Below are 13,737 nucleotides of genomic sequence, written 5' to 3'. Positions count from 1 at the left end.
GGGAGCTAGAATCGGACGAATGAAGTGCTTCTATGGAAATTAAACATAAACGATTATGTAAGGAATTATCCAAATGATTTTGCAGACATATGATGACTTCTCTATAGCGAAGAAGAACAGGAGGTGCAACATGAACTTTGTAGTAACAGAAGAAATGATATTGAATGACCTTATCGATACTTGTAAACGATATTTTGAATTTAAAGTATTAGAAGCTACACCTATAAAACGTGGATGGCTAAATTTAAAGTGGAAAATAACAACAGATTCCGGCGTTTTTTTGCTCAAGCAATACAACAAAGAAAGATACAAACTATATAATCGTGAAGATCTAATAGTAGCTTTCTCTCAACAAATGCGGCTACATCAGGGAGGGCTTCGGTGCCCTAAGCTCTATTCTTATGAAGGACAGTATCTTTTAGAATCGGATAAGGGCGAACTGTTTATGTTAATGGAATATTGTGATGGTGCTGTCATCCCTCCAGGTAAATTAAATGTTCATCAAATGTATGATTTAGGACGAGTCACCGGCAATATGCATCATTTGTTAAATGACGGTACATTTGGGCTTAAGAGAAGCCCCGAATTTATTCCCCCAAGTCGTGAGGAACGTTTAACTCATTGGGAATCTGCTTGGAATCATGCAAATAATATGAACAAATCAGATGTATTACCCATATTAGAAACACAATATAACGTAACTAAAACTATAAATCTGGCAGGTTTTAATCTGAATGCAACTGGTTGGGCTCATCGGGATCTCTGGGTGGATAATTTATTGTTTAAAGAGGAGAAAGTAAGTTCTATTTTAGATTTTGATCGAATGAAATATGATTACCCACAGCTCGATGTTGCAAGAGCTGTCATGTCCGGGGCTTTATATAAAAATAACTTTGATGTTTCTCTTGTTCAAGCTTTTATAGAAGGATATAGTGAGCACTGTTTAGTTGACAAAGGGTTCATAAGCAGCTCTTTAAAAATGTTATGGTTTATGGAAAGTACATGGTGGATAGACTCAAGCATGGATCAGCATAGTGGACCACCAGAACGTTTTGCAGAGGAAATGCTATGGCTATCTGAGAATCAACAAGAACTAGAGTCTATGTTTGGGAATACATAATGCTCGGTCATATAGTCATGGATTCTAGCGAATATGAAAACTGTATGATCCGTGGCTTCGCCCACTAAAATGGAGGATATAAGCATGAATATAAACACTTCAGAAAATCCTTGGACTTCCTCGGTCGCTATTCACAGTGACCTTCTTGCGACTAAGGAACTCATCTATAATCCTTGTGGGTTTGAGTGTTCTCAGCCACTAATAGAGGCACAAAACGCGGAATATGGGGCCTATGTCTATCGAGTGAATACCCTCTCCGTTAGATTTCGTGTTGCTAAAATTACGCCGACAAAGGTCGGGCAGTTCGTGACGTTATGGGAGAGAAGTGAGGCGGGACCAATCCAACCATATGATTTATCAGATTCAGTAGATTTATTCGTGATTAGTGTTCGTGAAGGCGATAATTTTGGTCAGTTCGTCTTTCCAAAAGCTTTGCTATGTGATCATGATATCGTCTCTGAAAATGGGCAAGGTGGCAAACGAGCTATCCGTGTCTATCCATCTTGGGACAAGCCGACGAGCCGCCAAGCTCAAAAAACACAGGACTGGCAGATAAACTATTTCTTGGAGATACCTACAAATAGACCGATAGATTGTGAGCGTGTTCAAAAGTTTTATGAGCTGAAACATTAGTAGGGAAATACAAATAAAGGGGTCATGAAATGTTTCAATACTTGCAACCAGGTGATCAAATAGGAATCTTTTCGCCATCGGCACCCGCGACAGTTACTGCACAGCTACGATTTGAGAGAAGTAAACGATTTTTAGCAAGTAAGGGATTTGAAATCGTAGAAGGAAATTTAACAGGAAAAATAGATACTTATCGTGCGGGCACGCCCAAAGAAAGAGCAGCAGAACTAAACGAATTACTACGAAATCCTGCTATTAAACTTATTATGTCTACAATTGGAGGTACAAATTCAAATAGTATATTGCCTTATATTGATTACGAAGCATTTAAAGCCAACCCTAAAATAGTCGTGGGTTATTCTGATGCAACCGCAGTATTATTGAGTTTATATGCCAAAACAGGGATTCCAACTTTTTATGGACCAGCTTTGATTCCGTCATTCGGTGAATTTGAACCACTTGTCGAGGATACCTATCGCTATTTTGAAAATATCTTTATGACATCGCAAAGTCTACCTTACGAAATTCCAATGCCCTCATTTTGGTCAGACGAGGCAGTGAATTGGGAAACGAAAACAAAGGAAAAAATGTTATATAAAAATGAATGGATTACTGTCATGGATGGTCGAGCGGAAGGAAGATTGATTGGCGGTAATTTGAATGCCATGTATGGCATGTTAAGTAGCCCATATATGCCTGAGATTCAACAAGGTGACATCCTGTTAATTGAGGACTGTGCTAAAGATACAGCTATTATCGAAAAAAACTTTGCCATGCTCAAATTGAGTGGTATTTTGGATAAAGTAGGCGGTATTATTTTAGGGAAACATGAATGCTTTGACGATTTAGGAACGGGTCGTAAGCCATATGAAGTGCTGTTAGAAATACTAGATGATGTGACCATTCCGGTGCTTGCGGAATTCGATGCATGTCATACACATCCTATGCATCCGATGCCAATCGGGCGCAATGTCGCATTGGATGCAACGAATAAGAAGGTGTATTTAACAGAAAAGTGGATTTGATGATATCGTTGGTTTGGCCAGATTTACTTATCGAAATATGAAAAAATTATGAACTCTAACCAAGCATAAGACTTTTTTCGTTCAATAAAATAAAGCATCCTCGGTATTCGAGAGATGCTTTATTTTACTTATTAGTAATATTTTAGTTTTATTACACATGAATAATTGGTAATCTTTATGAAGGGAATTATATATAAATAGACAGATGGGAACGTATGTGTGGTATAATGTAAGAGCAATTAAATAGGGATTCAAGGGGAATCAGCACTCCTGTTTCTTGTTCTAGTCATGGTCTATTCGCCTGACGGAAGGGGGTGTTGTATGTGAGCGTGTTTCAAGCAATTGTTCTTATGATTAGCTTCGGTAGCCTAATCGTTGCTGTCATCGCATTATCACAAAAGAAATAACCCGCCCTTGAGCCTCCAAGCAAATGAGCGGATTATTCTGTAGAGTTTGCTGATCGCCTTTGAAGCGATACTATTTTATTGCAAAGCCGTTTGATGGTTGCACATCAGACGGTCTTTTTAATATATGCTACTTCACTACTAGTATACGTTGTGTACTTCCGAATTTCAAGTTCGTTGCGATAGGTGTAGGGAATTTAGATTTTGATCCCACTGGCTGAATTGTTGATTAATTATCGAAGTACTGAGGGTTGAGAGAATTTTGATGAGTATATGGATGCATTTGATTGATGTATTGATAGGTGCTGTTGTCATTTGCTCTATTGCAATCGATAGGCGGTCCAATAAATGTGGATGGCTTAATGGGAGCAATTGCTTTTTCCCATTGATTTTCATCAAGACAATAGGTGTGCGCCATAATATTTGCAGGCGTTAGTGTTAAAAGGTCAGAGCCTAAAATTACTTCTGGAGTAGGTGCATTAAAAATCCCAAGAAAATGAGTGTCATCAGCCGTGGATACCATGTAATGCCACCAGCCCTGGGGTACGTTTGCTACCTGTCCGGGTGTAATCGGATAATCTTGAATTTGCTTTGTAAAAGGGTTGAGTAATGACACAGTAACAGCTCCGGAAATACAATAAAGTAGCTCTGCAGCATGTTGGTGGTAATGGGGCTCAATAACATTCCCAGCGTTAAGAAAAATATCAAGTAAAGACACATTTTCTAGCGTGTTTAATTGGTCGATACCAAGTACGTTAATAAAATTTTGATTATCTTTTTTGAAAAGCGGACTGTTATTCATATCAAAAGTGAACTGTGTTGCTGGTGACGTGTAATCGGTAGTTGAACCCATAAGTACATCCTTCCTTCATAATCTCAAATATGCGTGATTAGCACATTTATACAGGGTATGTTTGAATTCATTTTTGTGTGATAACAGCTCATAAACAATACCTTGCCAAAAGTATATAAATACATTTATAATAAGAACTAATGTTCTTGCATGATGGAAAGGAGGACGTGCAAATGATTCGTGATCGCGGGCATATCAAATGGACAGCGATGATGTTACCGGAACACTTGACCAAGCTACGTGAGTGGGTTGGGGAAGATGGCTACGAAGAAAAACCGGATATAGACGAATGGACGTTGCAAGAGTTTCAACAGCAGTTAGCTATTGCTTACCAATCGCAGTGTGAAATTCGAGTCAAGACCTGGAACAAGGGGATGCTTGCTGATATAACAGGTACCTTAACTAAGCTAGATGAACAGGCCCAGCTCATTTATGTAACGGATGGGTTAACTATGCAGAAGCTATTGTTGAACACCATTGTGGGAATTGAAACGGTTACGCTCGATTGATTACGCTTAGTGTTCATGCTCGTCTATTTGCTCTTTCAAGACAGTTAATAGCATGAAGCCTTCAGACAATGAATCCTGATTGCAGCCTTCCAGAGTATATGTAAGCACTTGTTGACCATCCCCTGTGACAAGATTCGTACAGGTCATAGTAACCTTGGCAGGATCATTTCCTCTGTTGTTATTTTTAGAGCGATCAATTTCAAAATGGATTAATGAACCATCAAAAGTCAAATTATAAAGTGTCGGATCCCCCTCGAGCGTGTAATTCGCAATCCGTATTGAATCCCGCTTATCCGATTCAATACTGTCCAAGAATAATTCAAAGTTTGGAAAGTTATAAACGGGGCCGTTCATATTAATGACATCTCCGTTTTTTACTGCTTTTTCGCTATCATACGAACAAGCTGATAGTAGTACGATTCCAAGAATCCAAAGTGGGTAAAGAAGTTTCTGCATTTTATCCCTCCAATAATTAACTAGACTCATCACCTTCACTATATGGTTTTATCACGAGTTATATTACTGTTATTATTTCGAAATCCGAATAATTTAAAACTCGGACCTTTTCTATTGTTCAGACATTTGCTAAACTATTCAAAGGGCAATTTGAATCAGTGGGAATCTAAACTCCCTGCTGTTTCAAAATTCGGATGTAATTAGGCCGAGGCATAAATTGATTTTTAAAGAAAAGTAGGGGAAGTCAAGTGAAAGTCTTAGTACAACTGAGTTGGTTTTTTAAACAACAAAAAAAGCAATATATATTTGGGGTTGTCATGCTTGTATTCGTATCGCTCTTGCAGCTTTTGCCACCGAAAATCATCGGGATTATTGTCGATGATATTACAGTAGGCGAATTGACGGCTACGGGATTGACAAAATGGCTTGTGATCTTGGGAGTGGCAGGCGCACTCATGTATGTTGCACGTTTTTACTGGCGTGTGATGATTTTTGGTTCAGCCGTTCTATTATCCCGAACGATGCGCGAAAAATTATTCAATCATTTCACGAGAATGTCACCGTCTTTCTACCAAAAAAGGCGGGTGGGGGATTTAATGGCCCATGCAACGAATGATATTAATGCTGTGCAGCAAACTGCAGGCATGGGGGTATTAACACTTGTTGATTCCATTTCAACGGGTGGATTGGTTATATTGACAATGGCCATCACCATCAACTGGAAATTAACATTGATTGCCCTCATTCCGCTACCGTTTATGATTTTTATGACGGGCTATTATGGAAAATTGTTACGTAAACGATTCCGATTTGCACAAGAAGCTTTTTCTAATTTGAATGACAAGACACAGGAAAGTATATCTGGTATTAAGGTCATCAAAACATTTGGCCAGCAACAGGAAGATATTGAGGATTTCACAAATTTATCGACCGATGTTGTCGCTAAAAATATGCGTGTCGCCAAAATTGATGCTTTATTCGATCCAACGATTACAGGAATCTTTGCGATTTCGTATATTTTATCCTTCTTTTTCGGAACAAAGTTTATCATAGCGGACGAAATGTCTATTGGTGATATGGTGGCGTTTAGTACATATCTGGGTCTTCTCGTTTGGCCGATGTTGGCATTTGGGTTCCTTTTCAATATAGTGGAACGCGGAAATGCTTCTTACAGCAGAATTAAGGAATTATTGTCTATAGAACCAGAAATCAAAGACTTACCCGGTGCGATCGATAAAAGACCGGAAGGCGATCTCTATTTCGATATAGATGAATTCAAATTCCCTGAGGATGAGCGTCCCGCCTTGAATAATGTTCACTTCACGTTGAAACGGGGAGAAACGATGGGGATTGTAGGGAAGACAGGCTCAGGGAAAACGGCAATCCTGAAATTATTGCTCAGAGAATTTGAAGGATACAAAGGAAGCGTTGTGTATGGTGATAATCCCATCAATCAGTACAAGCAGCAACGTTTACGGGAATCTATTGGTTATGTACCACAAGATCACTTCTTATTCTCCACAACGCTTTCTGAAAATATTGCGTTTACCAATCCTAAGATTGCGACGGAGAAGATTTATGAGGCGGCACGACTTGCGCATATCCACGACGACATTTTAGGGTTTACGGAAGGTTATGACACTGTGGTCGGAGAACGTGGCGTATCGCTTTCAGGTGGTCAAAAGCAACGGGTCTCCATTGCACGTGCATTGATTATGGAACCAGAATTATTGATTTTGGATGATTCATTATCGGCAGTTGATGCTAAAACAGAAGAAGCGATTTTGGAATCACTTAAACAAACACGGACAGGCGAAACGACGATTATTACATCGCATCGTTTAAGCGCCATTCAACATGCACATAAGATTATCGTCCTAGACGAAGGAACAATCGTTGAGGCGGGTACGCATGAGGAATTAATCGAAATGGATGGGAAATATAAAGAAATGTATGATTTACAACAATTAGAAGTGCTTGTTGAACAAGGAGGTGAGGAGTAATGTCAGTGGAGAAACAACCAAAACTAACGGCGAAAGATCAGTGGTTGGTCTTCAAAAGGCTATTAAGCTACGCGCTCCCTCATAAGAAAAGTATACTCATTGCACTCACCTTGTTAGTATTTACAACGATTGGTAGCATTATAGGGCCATTAATTATTCAACGATTCATTGACAATCATTTAACACCGATGAGTTTCCCAAAGGATACCATCATGACTATCACGATTGTCTATATTAGTATTCAAGTGTTTATCGTCGTGGTGTCTTATTTCCAACTGATACGTTTCCAGGATATTGCCCTGAAAATTATTCAACAAATGCGGATTGACGTATTTTCAAAAGTCCAAGGGCTTGGCATGCGTTATTTTGATAAAACACCAGCAGGAAGTATCGTGTCGCGCGTTACAAACGATACGGAATCTATCAAAGAAATGTTCGTTAGTGTCATTGTGACATTTTTACAAGCCATTTTTGTTTTAATCGGTGTTTATATTGCCTTATTTTCACTAGATGTCAAGCTAACATTTATGTCATTGATATTATTGCCTTTATTCTTAATAGTCATTGTCATTTACCGACGCTACAGTGCCGATTTTTATCAAGATATTCGTGAGCGTTTAAGCCAACTAAATGCTAAAATTGCTGAATCATTGTCTGGCATGGGGATGGTACAAGCATTTAGACAGGAAGAACGATTAGAGATCGAATTTGATGATATTAATGAAAAACATTTCCGGGCGGGGATGCGCAATATTAAATTTGATAGTGTGTTGCTAGGACCCGCGATTGACCTGTTGTATGCAGTAGCCATTGTTTTCATCCTAGGTTATTTCGGATTTTCGTCACTTGACAATGCGATTGAAGTGGGAATTCTTTATGTATTCACGACATTAATTGGACGCATTTTCCAGCCTGTTCAACAAGTAATGCAACGGCTATCTATTTTCCAACAAGCTCTTGTTTCTGCATCCCGCGTGTTTAAATTGATGGATGATCCAGATATGGAACCGGAACAACAGGATAGCGGTAATGCTGAAATACAAGATGGGAAAATTGAATTTCGCGATGTGACGTTTTCGTATGATGGAAAAATGGATGTGTTGAAAAACATTTCATTCACCGCAAATGCGGGCGAAACAGTTGCCCTTGTCGGACATACAGGTAGCGGAAAAAGCTCTATCATCAATTTGTTGATGCGTTTTTATGAATATGAGCGCGGTGAAGTCTACATTGATGGTATTTCATTGAAGGAGTTTCCAAAGCAAGAACTGCGCAAGAAAATGGGACTAGTTTTGCAAGATCCATTCCTGTTTTACGGAGATATTGAAAGCAATATCCGTTTGCATCATCAAGAGATGACCTCTGCGGAAGTGAGAGCGGCCGCTGAATTTGTTCAGGCAAATGAATTTATTGAAAGGTTACCTGACAAATATGCACAAAAAGTGACAGAGCGCGGTTCGACCTTTTCAAGCGGTCAACGTCAGCTTGTCGCGTTCGCACGGACGATTGCAACGAATCCAAAAGTGCTTGTTCTCGATGAAGCAACAGCAAACATTGACACAGAAACAGAAGTCGCAATCCAGGCAAGCTTGGAGAAGATGCGCAAAGGACGTACAACGATTGCCATTGCTCACCGGTTGAGTACGATTCAAGATGCAGAACTGATACTTGTTCTTCATAAGGGAGAGATTGTTGAACGTGGAACGCACCAGGAATTGTTAACGCAGAAAGGACTCTATCATAAGATGTATTTGCTGCAAAATGGTATTTTAGAAGATATCGTTTGAGATACAATTGGCCTACACGAACCTATTTGAGGAACGTGTAGGCCCTTTACCTTAATTCAGCAGGGGTCCAAACCCCTGCTGAATTAAGGTAAAGCCTTCGGCGGATGTCACAGATTTTGAAAGGAGTGAATTGAGCAATCTGGACGCAATCGCGTCAAGGCGCAATTGATTGTGTATGATGTTAAAATGTCATAAACTGTTCACAGACAAATTAGGCGTATTCCGACGCATCTTTTGATACGATTAGGACAGAAAAGATAGAAGGGGAGAGAATAATGGCACCAGACCTAAATCTATTTCTCGCTTTCGGCGCCGGATTTTTAAGTTTTATATCACCTTGTACATTGCCACTATATCCAGCATTTCTTTCGTATATTACAGGCATGTCACTAGATGATTTGAAATCAGATTCGAAACGCATGAGCAAAAGTGGGATGTTACACACACTGTTCTTTTTAATCGGTTTTTCACTTATTTTTGTTGTACTTGGCTTTGGTTCATCATTCCTAGGTCGATTCTTCATTGAAAATCAAGAAATTCTAAGGCAAGTGGGAGCTATTTTCATTGTCTTATTTGGTGTGATGATCGCGGGTTTATTTACACCCAAGTTTCTTATGCAGGAAAAGAAGCTACAGTTTAAAAATAGACCTTCTGGCTACTTCGGGTCCGTGCTAATTGGACTTGGATTTGCAGCGGGCTGGACGCCATGTTCCGGACCTATCATCGGGGTAATTATCAGCTTAGCTGCTGCCAATCCAGGATCTGGTATGGTATATATGCTAGCCTATGTCCTTGGTTTTGCAATACCGTTCTTCATCTTATCATTCTTTGTGACAAGGCTTGCTTGGATTCGGAAATCTAGTGGAATCATTATGAAAATTGGTGGTTACATCATGATTGCAGTCGGAATTCTGTTGTTCTTTGATGGCATGACGTACATCATCAGCTTACTGAGTCCGATTTTTGGGGACTTTACGGGTTTTTGATGGAATAAAGAGGGGGATCACTCGTGAAACAAATAGCTTCGTTTGAAGAATGGGTTGAGACAATCAAGCTGAAAAATGAGTTGCTTCTCTTCGTGAAAACCAATAATTGTTCAGTCTGCGATGGATTATACCCGCAAGTGGAAGTATTAAAAGTAGACTATCCAATCCCTTTTTATCAAGTGAATATAGCGCAAGTGCCGGAAATAGCGGGACAGTTGTCATTGTTTACGGCACCGGTCGTCTTATTGTTTTACGGCGGCAAAGAGTATACGCGATTTGCCCGATTTGTTCGGATAGAAGAGTTAAAGCAACGTTTAGCAGAGGTTATCGAACGGGGGAAACAAGATTGAGCGAATTGATCGAAATGATTTTCACAAAAGTACCCCCGGTTTATCTAATTATTGGTTCAACGGTTATCGCGTTGTTCATGGGCATACTGGCACTCATCGTTCGAACGAAAGCCGCAAAGAAGCCGGTAACAGCAAAAAGGATTATCCTACCGCCTCTTTTTATGTCAACTGGTGCGTTGATGTTTTTCTTCGAAGAATTCAGAGTCGCCCCGCTACAAATTGTGGAGGCTCTCATTGTTGGGGTGCTTTTCTCCGTCATTTTGATTAAAACAACACACTTCGAGCGGAAGGACAATGGCATTTACGTTAAACGTTCAAAAGCATTTCTATTTATCTTACTGGGACTGCTCGTTGTACGGCTTGTTGGGAAGCTCATACTAAGCAATACAATCGACGTTGGTGAGTTGGGTGGCATGTTCTGGATTCTTGCATTCGGCATGATTGTTCCGTGGCGAATTGGAATGCTAACGAAGTTTTACTCGCTTCAACAGAGGCACATCTCAGCTGAATAACCAAAAAAGGTGCTCACACAACTCTGTGGGCACCTTTTGCTGAATTAAGATCAATTACGTCTCGGCGTAATTGCGTCCAGATTTTGAATTGTGCTTGCACAATTCGCTCCCTCCAAAATCTGTGACATCCGCCGGAGGCTTAACTTACTTCAGCAGATGTAAGGGACTTTTGCTGAAGTAAGTTAAAATAGATGTTCGTAGGGAGTTAAATCGATATCCATCGATGTTAGCTTTTTACGGAGAAATTTATGGTCCCGCTTTGGTGTTGCTTGTATATAGCCACGAATGATAAGATCGTGATTGATTTTTGGCGCTTTTTCATCTAATGCAATCTCACCAATTTTCCCAGCGATCTTTTGCTTGGCAACAGGTCGGAATAATTCGGGTACTGGGATGACGAGCTCATTTAGCAATAATTTTGCTTCATCATTCCATAGATGAAGGGAGCTTTCTACATAATGCTCTTCCCAGTCAAGCGTCGATTTACCGTCTGCTTTCGGAAATACTTTGAGAAACTTCCGAAACATGAAAAAGCCGCCTATAGCAAAAAGTCCAACGAGAACAAAAGTCCATAAAATAATCAACCACATAAATAAATCTGGCAATAGTCTTCACCTCTTCCATATCTATTCACCATTATAAGAGTATCAGCAAGAAAATACACGAACAATGTATTTCTATACTTAATTTGCTCTTGTCTGCTTAAAGGGGAATGAACTTCACAAAATCGTCAAAATTTCAATAAGTGATTATCGACCAGTTTGCTTGTGAAGGTGAATTACATCCGCTATGATGAACGTATAAATAGTATAGTGAGGGATAAAAGAATGCGTAAAAAGTTATTATTACCGTATGTTTTACTTGTAGTACTTGTACTGGTCGCCTGTTCAGGGCCAGGTGGCTTTAAAGCAGATTTTGAATACCAAATCGCGCCGTTTGAATTTACAAATCAACATAATGAGCAAGTCTCGCTAGATGATTTGGAAGGGCAAGTGTGGTTATCTCAATTTATATTCACGAAGTGTACATCAGTCTGCCCACCGATGATGGTAAATATGGTGGATATCGAAGCAGAATTAGCTGAAGAAGGCATAGAAGACTATAAGATTGTGTCATTTAGTGTTGATCCAGAAGTGGATACACCTGAAGTGCTCCAAGAGTATCTCGATCGATACGATACTCAGGATCAAAGTAAGTGGGAGATGCTAACAGGTTACGCAATGGAGGATATTTCGAAGTTTGCGTTGGAATCCTTTAAGGCAATTGTAGTTGATGATCCGAACTCTGACCAGGTTACACACGGTGTTCAATTCTCGCTTGTCAATCAGCAAGGTCAAATTGTCAAAATGTATAATGGGGTTGAAAACGTACCTTACGAGCAAATTGCTAAGGATATGAAAGCGTTGATTAAAGCAGGTGCCTAAACGAAAAATGTAAGACTGGAACTGATGGGGTGGAAAGAGTCGTGGCAAAAAAGAAAAATAAAGGGTTGTCTATGAAGGTAAAAGCACTACTCATTATTCTTCTTATTCCTATAGCGGTCACCGTTTTTACATTGACTGCTATCATCTGGACAGGTTTGCAAAACCCGGAACTGATTCGGAAATCAGCAAGCGCACTGCTCGAGATGAAGGAGCATCATAGTGTGACGACGATTCCGGAAGAGTATATCCAAGTGTATAAAGATGCAGCTGAATCCTACGGTATTCCGTGGACACTGCTAGCTGCCCATCATCGAATTGAAACTCGTTTTTCGACGATGGATCCCCTTCTTTCGCCAGTAGGGGCAGAGGGGCATATGCAGTTCATGCCTTGTACGTTTGTAGGATGGGGTTACCCAGGTTGTGGTGGACTGGGCAAGGGAGAAATTCCAGAAAAGGATAAAACGAATCCAGCTATTATTAAGCAATATGGTGGCTATGGTGTAGATGCAAATGGTGACGGTATTGCCGACCCATATAATATTGAAGATGCCATGCATAGTGCTGCGAAATACCTAGCAAAAAGTGGAGCGGCTGATGGCGAGCTTGAAAAGGCGATTTTTGACTATAACCGCAGTGAGAAATACGTGCAGGATGTTCTTTATTTCTTCAATGAATTTGAGACATATCGTATTGAAATGGAAAATAAGTAAAAAAGATGGACCCAGTTTATAAGGGTCCATCTTTTTTTGTTGTCGTCATGTCGCTTTACGCATGGTTTTCATGATAAAGCTCACAATGAAGACAAGGATTATCGCACCGATTAGGGCAGGGAACACGTAAAAATCGGATACGCGCCATCCCCATTGTCCAAGTAGTTTGCCACCAATCCAGGCGCCGATAATCCCTGCGATAATATTTCCGATAATGCCGCCCGGAATGTCTTTCCCTAAAATCATACCAGCCAACCAACCGATGATTCCACCGATAATCAAGAACCAAATGAATCCCATTGCATTCCATCTCCTTTGAAGTAATTCGTAGTTGCTTCTGTAGTATTCACAATAACCTTCTTTACAATACTTTAAACAACAAATACGAAAAAATTACCAGAGATTTTTTAGAAGAAGTTAGCGAACAATCGTAGCGCCTAACGTATTTTCAAAATGACGCAATGCCCATTCATGACCCGCAGGATCGAAACTTGCGACCCCTTGTTCATGAATGACGATGTCAAAACCACGGTTATAAGCATCGACAGCTGTGTGAAGGATACAAATATCCGTACAGACGCCTACAAGATGTAACTGCTTAATTTCGCGTGCTCGTAAAAGTAGTTCTAAATCGGTTCCGGCAAATGCACTAAAACGCGTTTTGTCCATCCAATAGATGTCCTTTTTACGCGCTTCGTACAATTGTTGAAGGGAACCATATAAATTTCTTCCAGCAGTCCCTCGGATATTATGTGGGGGAAACTGTTTCGTTTCAGGATGGTGCGGATCGTCGAGTTCATGCACATCAACCGGCATGGCAACAAAATGTCCTTCATTTAAAAATGCTGTTGTCAATTCGGTAATATAATTTTCGAGTGCGATCCCCGGTTTTCCGCATGTTAATGCGCCGTCCTTCGCTACAAAATCGACTGTATAATCGATCACTAGTAATGCTTTTTTCATCTCTA

At 40.1% G+C, this 13,737-nt stretch carries 16 protein-coding genes; 11 read left to right on the top strand and 5 right to left on the bottom strand.

Annotated features, from left to right (window positions below):
* The first annotated feature begins 130 nt into the window (after positions 1 to 130).
* From MKZ10_RS11320 to MKZ10_RS11310, 3 genes are all read left to right on the top strand, one after another.
* Complete coding sequence (locus MKZ10_RS11320) at positions 131 to 1,120, top strand: phosphotransferase (protein WP_342505061.1); 990 nt, start codon at positions 131 to 133, stop codon at positions 1,118 to 1,120.
* A gap of 84 nt (positions 1,121 to 1,204) precedes the next feature.
* Complete coding sequence (locus tag MKZ10_RS11315; protein WP_342505060.1) at positions 1,205 to 1,753, top strand: MepB family protein; 549 nt, start codon at positions 1,205 to 1,207, stop codon at positions 1,751 to 1,753.
* A gap of 29 nt (positions 1,754 to 1,782) precedes the next feature.
* Positions 1,783 to 2,775, top strand: coding sequence for a S66 peptidase family protein (locus MKZ10_RS11310; RefSeq protein WP_342505059.1), 993 nt, complete (start codon positions 1,783 to 1,785; stop codon positions 2,773 to 2,775).
* A 633-nt stretch (positions 2,776 to 3,408) separates the two neighbouring features.
* Here MKZ10_RS11310 and MKZ10_RS11305 read toward each other — a convergent pair.
* Entirely contained in the window at positions 3,409 to 4,032 is a 624-nt protein-coding gene (locus tag MKZ10_RS11305) for a cupin domain-containing protein (RefSeq protein WP_342505058.1), read from the bottom strand.
* A 173-nt stretch (positions 4,033 to 4,205) separates the two neighbouring features.
* On the opposite strand from MKZ10_RS11305, the gene MKZ10_RS11300 reads away from it, so the two are divergent.
* Positions 4,206 to 4,541, top strand: a complete 336-nt coding sequence (locus MKZ10_RS11300) for a YolD-like family protein (RefSeq protein ID WP_342505057.1) — start codon at positions 4,206 to 4,208, stop codon at positions 4,539 to 4,541.
* 6 nt (positions 4,542 to 4,547) lie between these two features.
* On the opposite strand, the gene MKZ10_RS11295 is transcribed toward MKZ10_RS11300, so the two are convergent.
* Complete coding sequence (locus MKZ10_RS11295; protein WP_342505056.1) at positions 4,548 to 4,997, bottom strand: DUF4362 domain-containing protein; 450 nt, start codon at positions 4,995 to 4,997, stop codon at positions 4,548 to 4,550.
* Positions 4,998 to 5,245: 248 nt separating this feature from the next.
* Between MKZ10_RS11295 and MKZ10_RS11290 the strand changes: the two genes are divergently transcribed.
* From MKZ10_RS11290 to MKZ10_RS11270, 5 genes are all read left to right on the top strand, one after another.
* Positions 5,246 to 7,000, top strand: coding sequence for an ABC transporter transmembrane domain-containing protein (locus MKZ10_RS11290; RefSeq protein WP_342505055.1), 1,755 nt, complete (start codon positions 5,246 to 5,248; stop codon positions 6,998 to 7,000).
* Positions 7,000 to 8,787, top strand: a complete 1,788-nt coding sequence (locus MKZ10_RS11285) for an ABC transporter ATP-binding protein (RefSeq protein WP_342505054.1) — start codon at positions 7,000 to 7,002, stop codon at positions 8,785 to 8,787. Before MKZ10_RS11290 ends, MKZ10_RS11285 begins: the two co-directional genes overlap by 1 nt.
* Positions 8,788 to 9,062: 275 nt before the next feature.
* Positions 9,063 to 9,773: a cytochrome c biogenesis protein CcdA gene (locus MKZ10_RS11280; RefSeq protein ID WP_342505053.1), complete on the top strand. Its 711-nt coding sequence runs from the start codon at positions 9,063 to 9,065 to the stop codon at positions 9,771 to 9,773.
* A gap of 23 nt (positions 9,774 to 9,796) precedes the next feature.
* On the top strand, positions 9,797 to 10,123 hold the full coding sequence (locus tag MKZ10_RS11275) for a thioredoxin family protein (RefSeq protein WP_342505052.1): 327 nt from the start codon (positions 9,797 to 9,799) through the stop codon (positions 10,121 to 10,123).
* Positions 10,124 to 10,140: 17 nt separating this feature from the next.
* Complete coding sequence (locus tag MKZ10_RS11270) at positions 10,141 to 10,635, top strand: cytochrome c biogenesis protein CcdC (RefSeq protein ID WP_342510163.1); 495 nt, start codon at positions 10,141 to 10,143, stop codon at positions 10,633 to 10,635.
* A 182-nt stretch (positions 10,636 to 10,817) separates the two neighbouring features.
* Here the strand turns inward: MKZ10_RS11270 and MKZ10_RS11265 are convergent, their stop codons facing one another.
* On the bottom strand, positions 10,818 to 11,225 hold the full coding sequence (locus MKZ10_RS11265) for a DUF2621 family protein (RefSeq protein WP_342510161.1): 408 nt from the start codon (positions 11,223 to 11,225) through the stop codon (positions 10,818 to 10,820).
* Positions 11,226 to 11,462: 237 nt separating this feature from the next.
* Here MKZ10_RS11265 and MKZ10_RS11260 point away from each other — a divergent pair, with 237 nt between their 5' ends.
* Positions 11,463 to 12,059, top strand: a complete 597-nt coding sequence (locus MKZ10_RS11260; protein WP_342505051.1) for an SCO family protein — start codon at positions 11,463 to 11,465, stop codon at positions 12,057 to 12,059.
* Positions 12,060 to 12,100: 41 nt separating this feature from the next.
* Positions 12,101 to 12,769 (top strand): lytic transglycosylase domain-containing protein, encoded by a 669-nt coding sequence (locus MKZ10_RS11255; protein WP_342505050.1) that lies wholly within the window; start codon positions 12,101 to 12,103, stop codon positions 12,767 to 12,769.
* Positions 12,770 to 12,814: 45 nt separating this feature from the next.
* Here the strand turns inward: MKZ10_RS11255 and MKZ10_RS11250 are convergent, their stop codons facing one another.
* On the bottom strand, positions 12,815 to 13,069 hold the full coding sequence (locus MKZ10_RS11250; RefSeq protein ID WP_342505049.1) for a GlsB/YeaQ/YmgE family stress response membrane protein: 255 nt from the start codon (positions 13,067 to 13,069) through the stop codon (positions 12,815 to 12,817).
* A 117-nt stretch (positions 13,070 to 13,186) separates the two neighbouring features.
* A complete protein-coding gene (locus tag MKZ10_RS11245) occupies positions 13,187 to 13,732 on the bottom strand; it encodes an isochorismatase family cysteine hydrolase (RefSeq protein ID WP_342505048.1) in 546 nt (181 codons plus the stop codon).
* Positions 13,733 to 13,737: the final 5 nt, after the last annotated feature.

Source organism: Sporosarcina sp. FSL K6-2383, from assembly GCF_038618305.1.
In the GTDB taxonomy this organism is placed as follows: domain Bacteria; phylum Bacillota; class Bacilli; order Bacillales_A; family Planococcaceae; genus Sporosarcina.
Note: the sequence above shows the minus strand (reverse complement) of the source record. Positions and strands in the feature narration are given on the sequence as shown.

Coding starts and splice junctions, on each gene's coding strand:
- MKZ10_RS11310 (WP_342505059.1), top strand. CDS start 1,783: ATGTTTCAATACTTGCAACCAGGTGATCAAATAGGAATCTTTTCGCCA.
- MKZ10_RS11320 (WP_342505061.1), top strand. CDS start 131: ATGAACTTTGTAGTAACAGAAGAAATGATATTGAATGACCTTATCGAT.
- MKZ10_RS11295 (WP_342505056.1), bottom strand. CDS start 4,997: ATGCAGAAACTTCTTTACCCACTTTGGATTCTTGGAATCGTACTACTA.
- MKZ10_RS11245 (WP_342505048.1), bottom strand. CDS start 13,732: ATGAAAAAAGCATTACTAGTGATCGATTATACAGTCGATTTTGTAGCG.
- MKZ10_RS11265 (WP_342510161.1), bottom strand. CDS start 11,225: ATGTGGTTGATTATTTTATGGACTTTTGTTCTCGTTGGACTTTTTGCT.
- MKZ10_RS11305 (WP_342505058.1), bottom strand. CDS start 4,032: ATGGGTTCAACTACCGATTACACGTCACCAGCAACACAGTTCACTTTT.
- MKZ10_RS11300 (WP_342505057.1), top strand. CDS start 4,206: ATGATTCGTGATCGCGGGCATATCAAATGGACAGCGATGATGTTACCG.
- MKZ10_RS11280 (WP_342505053.1), top strand. CDS start 9,063: ATGGCACCAGACCTAAATCTATTTCTCGCTTTCGGCGCCGGATTTTTA.
- MKZ10_RS11260 (WP_342505051.1), top strand. CDS start 11,463: ATGCGTAAAAAGTTATTATTACCGTATGTTTTACTTGTAGTACTTGTA.
- MKZ10_RS11285 (WP_342505054.1), top strand. CDS start 7,000: ATGTCAGTGGAGAAACAACCAAAACTAACGGCGAAAGATCAGTGGTTG.
- MKZ10_RS11315 (WP_342505060.1), top strand. CDS start 1,205: ATGAATATAAACACTTCAGAAAATCCTTGGACTTCCTCGGTCGCTATT.
- MKZ10_RS11250 (WP_342505049.1), bottom strand. CDS start 13,069: ATGGGATTCATTTGGTTCTTGATTATCGGTGGAATCATCGGTTGGTTG.